Source organism: Anaerophaga thermohalophila str. Valhall, assembly GCF_000250735.1.
GTDB lineage: Bacteria > Bacteroidota > Bacteroidia > Bacteroidales > Marinilabiliaceae > Anaerophaga > Anaerophaga thermohalophila_A.
The window spans coordinates 1-6,095 of sequence record NZ_AHZV01000246.1 but is presented as its reverse complement, the minus strand read 5'-3'; the positions used below and the strand labels follow the sequence as shown (position 1 = coordinate 6,095).

Genomic DNA, 6,095 nt, shown 5'->3' with positions numbered 1-6,095 from the left:
TGGACAGACACTAATTACCTGTGTTTAAAAATGCTTTTTATTAATATACAGTATATCAAGGCCATACGAGTCACCTTGAATCTTTCATCTAAAAATATAACGATCTATTGAACAGAAATATAGATTTTCAATGACAAAAACCGATCAAATAATAGAGAACTATCTAAAAGGAAAGAGTTCTGATGAAGAGTTGAAGTTTCTACTTCATTTCCTTCAGGAAAAGCCCGAAAACAGGGAATATTTTCAAAATCAGAAGGAAAAGTGGGAAAATAGTGAAGATAAAACTTATACGCTTCCGGAATGGGAAGCCTGGACCAGACTCAAAAACAAAATATCAGGAAAATCAAAGCCACGTACGACAGCGCCCTCCTGGCTGGCTTTTTACAAAGCGGCTTCAGTAGCGGCCATTGTTTTATTGACATCTGTAATAATCGGAATTCCCCTGCTCCAAAAGCAAAAAGTAATCGTCAGCACTCAGGCAGGACAAATTATTAACATGGTATTGCCAGACAGTTCTTCTGTAATCCTGAACAGCAATTCCACACTCGAATACCATCCCCTTGCTTTCATGCTTAAACGTGAGATCAGCCTGAAAGGAGAAGCTTATTTCGACGTTCGAAAGAAAAGAAACACTGCTTTTCGGGTGGTTTGTGATGCCATTGATGTGAAGGTGACAGGAACACGTTTTAATGTCAACGCTTATTCAAAAAACAAAAGCAGCAATGTTGTTCTTGAGGAAGGAACTGTCGTGGTAAGACCCAAAAAGAACAAGAAAAAAGCGATACAACTCTCACCCGGCGAAAAACTGGAAATTAACCGGAAAACAAAGGAATGTCATATCGAACAAGTCAATACACGCCTCTATACCTCCTGGAAAGAAGGCATTCTCTACTTCTACGATTCTTCCTTCGATGAAGTGATAAGTCGCATAGAAACCAGATACGGAACCGAAATGGAGATCAATAATGAGATTATTAACAGTTTTGTAATCAGCACTACGATAAAAGACGAACCACTTGAGAAAGTTCTTGACCTTTTCAAAAAAGTATTGCCAATAACCATTAACGAAAAGGGAGGTATCATTTCAATCAAACTTGACGAAGAACGCTATAAAAAATATACCATGAAAGGACAAACCTGACCCTTCACTGTTTCGCGAAACAAACCTTTAACCTCATTCCCTGAAGAAAAACAGGAGAGTGCTGCCACACTCTCCTGAAAACTAAAAGTAATTTTTTTGTGTAACTCAAAGTACAAATTTATGAAAAAAATGTGGTTTTTGACGTTTCTCCTGCACTACTTCAGGGGGAGCAAAACTCTGAAAGTTATGAAACTAATGATGGTGATGCTGGTATTTTTCAGTATTCAGATATCAGCAACCGTAGTTTTCAGCCAGGACAGCAAACTGTCATTAAACGTCAAACAGGAACGCATAGCAGACGTCCTGGAAGAAATTGAGAAACAATCCACCTATCGATTTGCATTCAGCTCTCAGTTTGTGGATATGAACCGAAAAGTTTCGGTAGTACTTGAAGGAGCAGATATCTCCGAAGTCTTAAATAAACTTTTTGCCAATACCGAAATCGATTTTAAAATTGAAGATGAATTCATAATCTTAGTCCCAAAACTTGATGACCCTGCTGCTCAAAGATCCCTGGCTGACATTGGAAAAAACTTCCAGCAACAAGGGAAAACCATTACCGGAAAGGTGGTTGACCCACAGGGAGAACCTGTCCCAGGGGCATCTATTGTCATCAAAGGAACCACCCGGGGAACCATTACCGATATGGACGGAAACTACAGTCTGCCCGAAGTTCCCGAAGATGCAGTATTGGTTTTCTCCTTCGTGGGAATGAAAACACAGGAAATAACTGTAGCAGGGAAAAACACCATTGATGTTCAGTTCCAGGAAGAGTTGATGGGATTGGATGAAGTAGTGGTTATTGGGTATGGCACGGTGAAGAAAAGTGATCTCACCGGTTCAGTTGGAGTATTGGAATCTGACCAATTGGATGAGCAAACTAACACCAACCTTGGAACTGCATTACAAGGGAAGATTGCAGGTGTTAATATTGAATCTTCCGGAGGAGCTCCCGGAGCGGGAATGAGATTCCAGATTCGGGGAGCAGGTTCACTTAACAACAATAATCCGTTAATTTTAGTCGATGATATCCCTGTTTCTTCCATAAACAATATCAGCCCACATGACATAGAATCCATTCAGGTTCTGAAAGATGCATCTGCTGCAGCCATCTATGGTTCAAGGGCAGCCAATGGCGTTATCCTGATAAGCACCAAGTCAGGAAAGAAAGGGCCTGTTCAAATCAATTTGGACGTAGACTACGGGGTTCAGGAAGTTGCCAACAAACTGGATTTAACCAATACTGAAGAATGGATAAAGATTGTTGAAGAATCAAGTAACACTGCTGGAATTGCTCTGCCGTCAATTGCCCTCGATCCTGAAGAACCGGGCGAAGGAATCGACTGGCAGGATGAAATATTCAGAACCGCACCCACTCAGAATGTATCCTTTAATGCCACCGGCGGAAGTGAATTTATGAACTATAGCGTATCTCTGGGATACCTGAATCAGGATGGTATAATTAAAGAGACGGGATACGAAAGAGCGACACTTCGTTTTAAGTCCGATTTTCAGAAAGGGAAATTCAAAATTGGTGAAACCGTATTACTTTCAACCGAAGCGGTAAATAATCAGCCTGGAGTTGCCGGCCAGGGTGGGAACGTAATCGGTTCTGCAGCACTTATGGTACCTGCGTTTTCTATCAAAAATGAAGATGCCATTGGCGGCTATGGTGGAGCGTATGGCTCAGTGCTCGACATTTACAATCCTGTTGCTGCATTGAACCTCAAAGAAAACAAAAGCAACTACTATAAAGCTTTGATAAATCTTTTTGCAGAGGTAGAACTGCTTGAAGGTCTAAAATATAAATTCAGTACCGGACTTACAGCCACCGAGTCGAAAAACATCAGTACCGAACAACGATATGAGGTCGGTTCCTTCTTCAGGAATGAAGACAATTATATCTATGAAATGAGTGGGATGAATAAATACTGGCAGATTGAAAACACATTATCATTCAATCGGGAATTTGATAAGCACTCGATTAATGCCGTTATCGGGCAGACCGCCTACGATGATCACTATCGGCAGTTTTCAGCTTCAAAAAAAGGAATGCCGGATGGTAAATGGGTGATGGATTCCGGCACTGATGAGCCCGCGGCCAATGGATATGAAAATGAGAATACTATGCTCTCCTATTTGGGGCGCCTAATCTACTCATACGATAATCGTTATATATTTACCGGCACATTCCGCCGAGATGGTTCATCCCGCTTTAGTGATGCCAAGCGGTGGGGAAATTTCCCTTCTGTTTCGGCAGCCTGGAATATAGCCAATGAAGATTTTTTTGAGAACTGGAATTCTGACATTTCTCAACTCAAGCTTCGTGGTAGTTACGGAAAGTTAGGAAACCAGGAAATCGGGGATTATCAATACATGGGACTAATCACCTCTGCCATAAGTTATGGAGTAGGACAACCTAATTCACTCTGGGTAGGGAATATACAAACAGAATACGTACCCGAACAATTGAAATGGGAAACAACTACCACTTCCAACATTGGCATTGATATGTCTTTGTATAATGGTAAAATAAATTTCAACTTTGATACCTATAAAAAGGTCACAACCGACTTACTTCTGCGAGTCCCAATACCCTTGTCAGTAGGAGCTGATCAGAATCCCTATAATAATGCCGGGAAAGTCTCCAACAATGGATATGAGATAATGATGAACTACAACGGAAGTATCAATGATTTCAAATTTTCCGTTTCAGGAACTTTGAGTCACGTAAATAATGAAGTAGAAGAGCTCAGTACCGGATCACAGGTTTTGTCGGGTGGTAATGCCACTCACAACGGACCCTCTGTTACTTATACCAAAGTAGGCTATCCAATGTATTCTTTCTTCCTGATTAAAACTGACGGTTTGTTCAGATCGGAAGATGAAATAATGCTGCATGCCAAAGACGGAGAACTGATACAACCCAACGCACAGGTGGGTGACATACGTTTTATCGACGCCAATAATGATGGCAAGATTGACGGAAACGACAGAGTATATTGCGGAAGTCCGTTCCCGGATTTGGAATATGGCATAAGGCTTGAAGGTGAATGGCGCAACTTTGACTTCTCCATGTTTTTCCAGGGAACTACCGGAAACAAAATATACAATGGAATCAGCACCTATATTAAGTCAGGCAGATTTACCTCAAATTATTCAACCGAGCTGTTGAATTCTTACTCTTTCAATCCTGATTCAGATATACCCAGACTCGATCTGTCCGACCCCAATGGAAACGGCGTAGATAACAGTGATCGGTTCCTGGAGGACGGCTCATATTTTCGTTTCAGAACATTGCAGGTCGGATATACACTTCCCGATCATCTTTTAACTCAGTTTGGTCTTCAAAAATGCAGAATTTATGCAGGGGCCGACAATATATTTACCATAACGGACTACTCTGGCTATAACCCTGACATCGGGAACAATTCAATTACCAACCGTGGAATAGATTTCAGACAGTATCCGCTCAACCGGTCATATCATATCGGAATACAGATGTCATTCTGATAAGGTTTGGACTCATGAAACAAATTCTGAAAAACATAAACAATACACTTATGAAAAGAAAATATATCATCCTGATAACCATCCTTGTTACTTTTTCATGGGGATGTTCCGAATCTTTCCTGGAACTGGAGAACCCAAATAAAGTGACAAATGATAACTTCTGGCAAACAGAAGAAGATCTGTACTCTGCTGTTGCGACCATATATAATGCTTTGGTAGAAGATTACACGGGACATTACGGCACCATAAACTGGGAATTAAAAGCCGGAAGAACCGAAAATTTTACCATCAGAAATGATGTGAGAAGCCGATACGAAATCTCAACTTACATGAATACTTTCAGTAACGGCAGCTCTTCAGACCTGTATAAAGGTTGCTACATCGGTATCTTCCGGGCCAACCAGGTAATTGAAAACGGTCAGCAAATGGATATCGACGAAGATGTAAAAAACCATCTGATTGCTGAAGCAAAATTTCTGAGAGGTCTCAACTATTTTATTCTTGCCATAGATTTTGGGGCTGTTCCAATCATTACTTCAGTTGCAGCTACTGCCGACGATTATTATGTGCCAAAATCATCTCACGAGGAAGTCTGGCAACAATGTATTTCCGACTTTAACGATGCCAAGGAATATCTGCCGGAAACATATCCTGCAGAACAAAAAGGCAGAGCCACCAAAGGTGCAGCCATGGGTTTTTTAGGACGAGCTTATCTTTATCGACATGAATATGGCAAAGCACTTACCGAACTAAAAGCCATAGTCGACAATGAAAATTCTTTTGGATATGGACTTCAGCCAAATTATGCCGAACTCTTTGATGGGCAACATGAAAACGGCGTAGAAAGTGTCTTTGAACTACAGTATAGTCTGTTAGGGGGACCCGATATCTGGACAAGCAACCCGGCCAGCAAAACGCGAGCAACTTTTATTGCACAGGAATGCGCACCAGGTGAAGTAGGTGGATGGTTTGAGCTTTATCCTACGCAAGTTTTACTGGACGCTTTTCTGGAAGAACCGGCTGCGGATGGAGGGTTTGACCCAAGGGCTAATGCAACTCTTGCCTGGGACTATCCCGGATGTGTTTATTATCAGCGAGATTTTAGCTCAACCTGGAGTTCTGATGACATTTGGCTCAGAAAAAACCAAAATTGGTGGAATGAAAATGAAGGCGACTGGAAATCGGAACTCAATGAATATGGAATGCGATATGCCGATGTGCTACTAATGCTGGCTGAAGCATATACAATGGAGGGACAAGTCGCTGATGCAGCTCCTCTGGTTCATAGAATCAGACAAAGAGCAAACCTTATTGATAAACTAACCGAAATGGAAGGTTATAATCAGGAAGAAATGATGGAAGAAATTCGCCATCAACGGAATCTCGAATTTGCCAGAGAAGGACTTCACTTCTATGATTTAAGAAGATGGGGTATCCTGGA

3 protein-coding genes are annotated in these 6,095 nt (G+C 41.4%); all 3 read left to right on the top strand.

Annotated features, from left to right (window positions below; genetic code table 11):
- Nucleotides 1-130 precede the first annotated feature (130 nt).
- A complete protein-coding gene (locus OQ5_RS0113120) occupies nt 131-1,141 on the top strand; it encodes a FecR family protein (protein ID WP_016777927.1) in 1,011 nt (336 codons plus the stop codon).
- 120 nt (nt 1,142-1,261) lie between these two features.
- Nucleotides 1,262-4,654: a TonB-dependent receptor gene (locus OQ5_RS0113115; RefSeq protein ID WP_016777926.1), complete on the top strand. Its 3,393-nt coding sequence runs from the start codon at nt 1,262-1,264 to the stop codon at nt 4,652-4,654.
- A gap of 50 nt (nt 4,655-4,704) precedes the next feature.
- Nucleotides 4,705-6,095: RagB/SusD family nutrient uptake outer membrane protein (locus tag OQ5_RS0113110; protein WP_026055287.1), on the top strand; the 1,391-nt coding region annotated here is incomplete at its 3' end.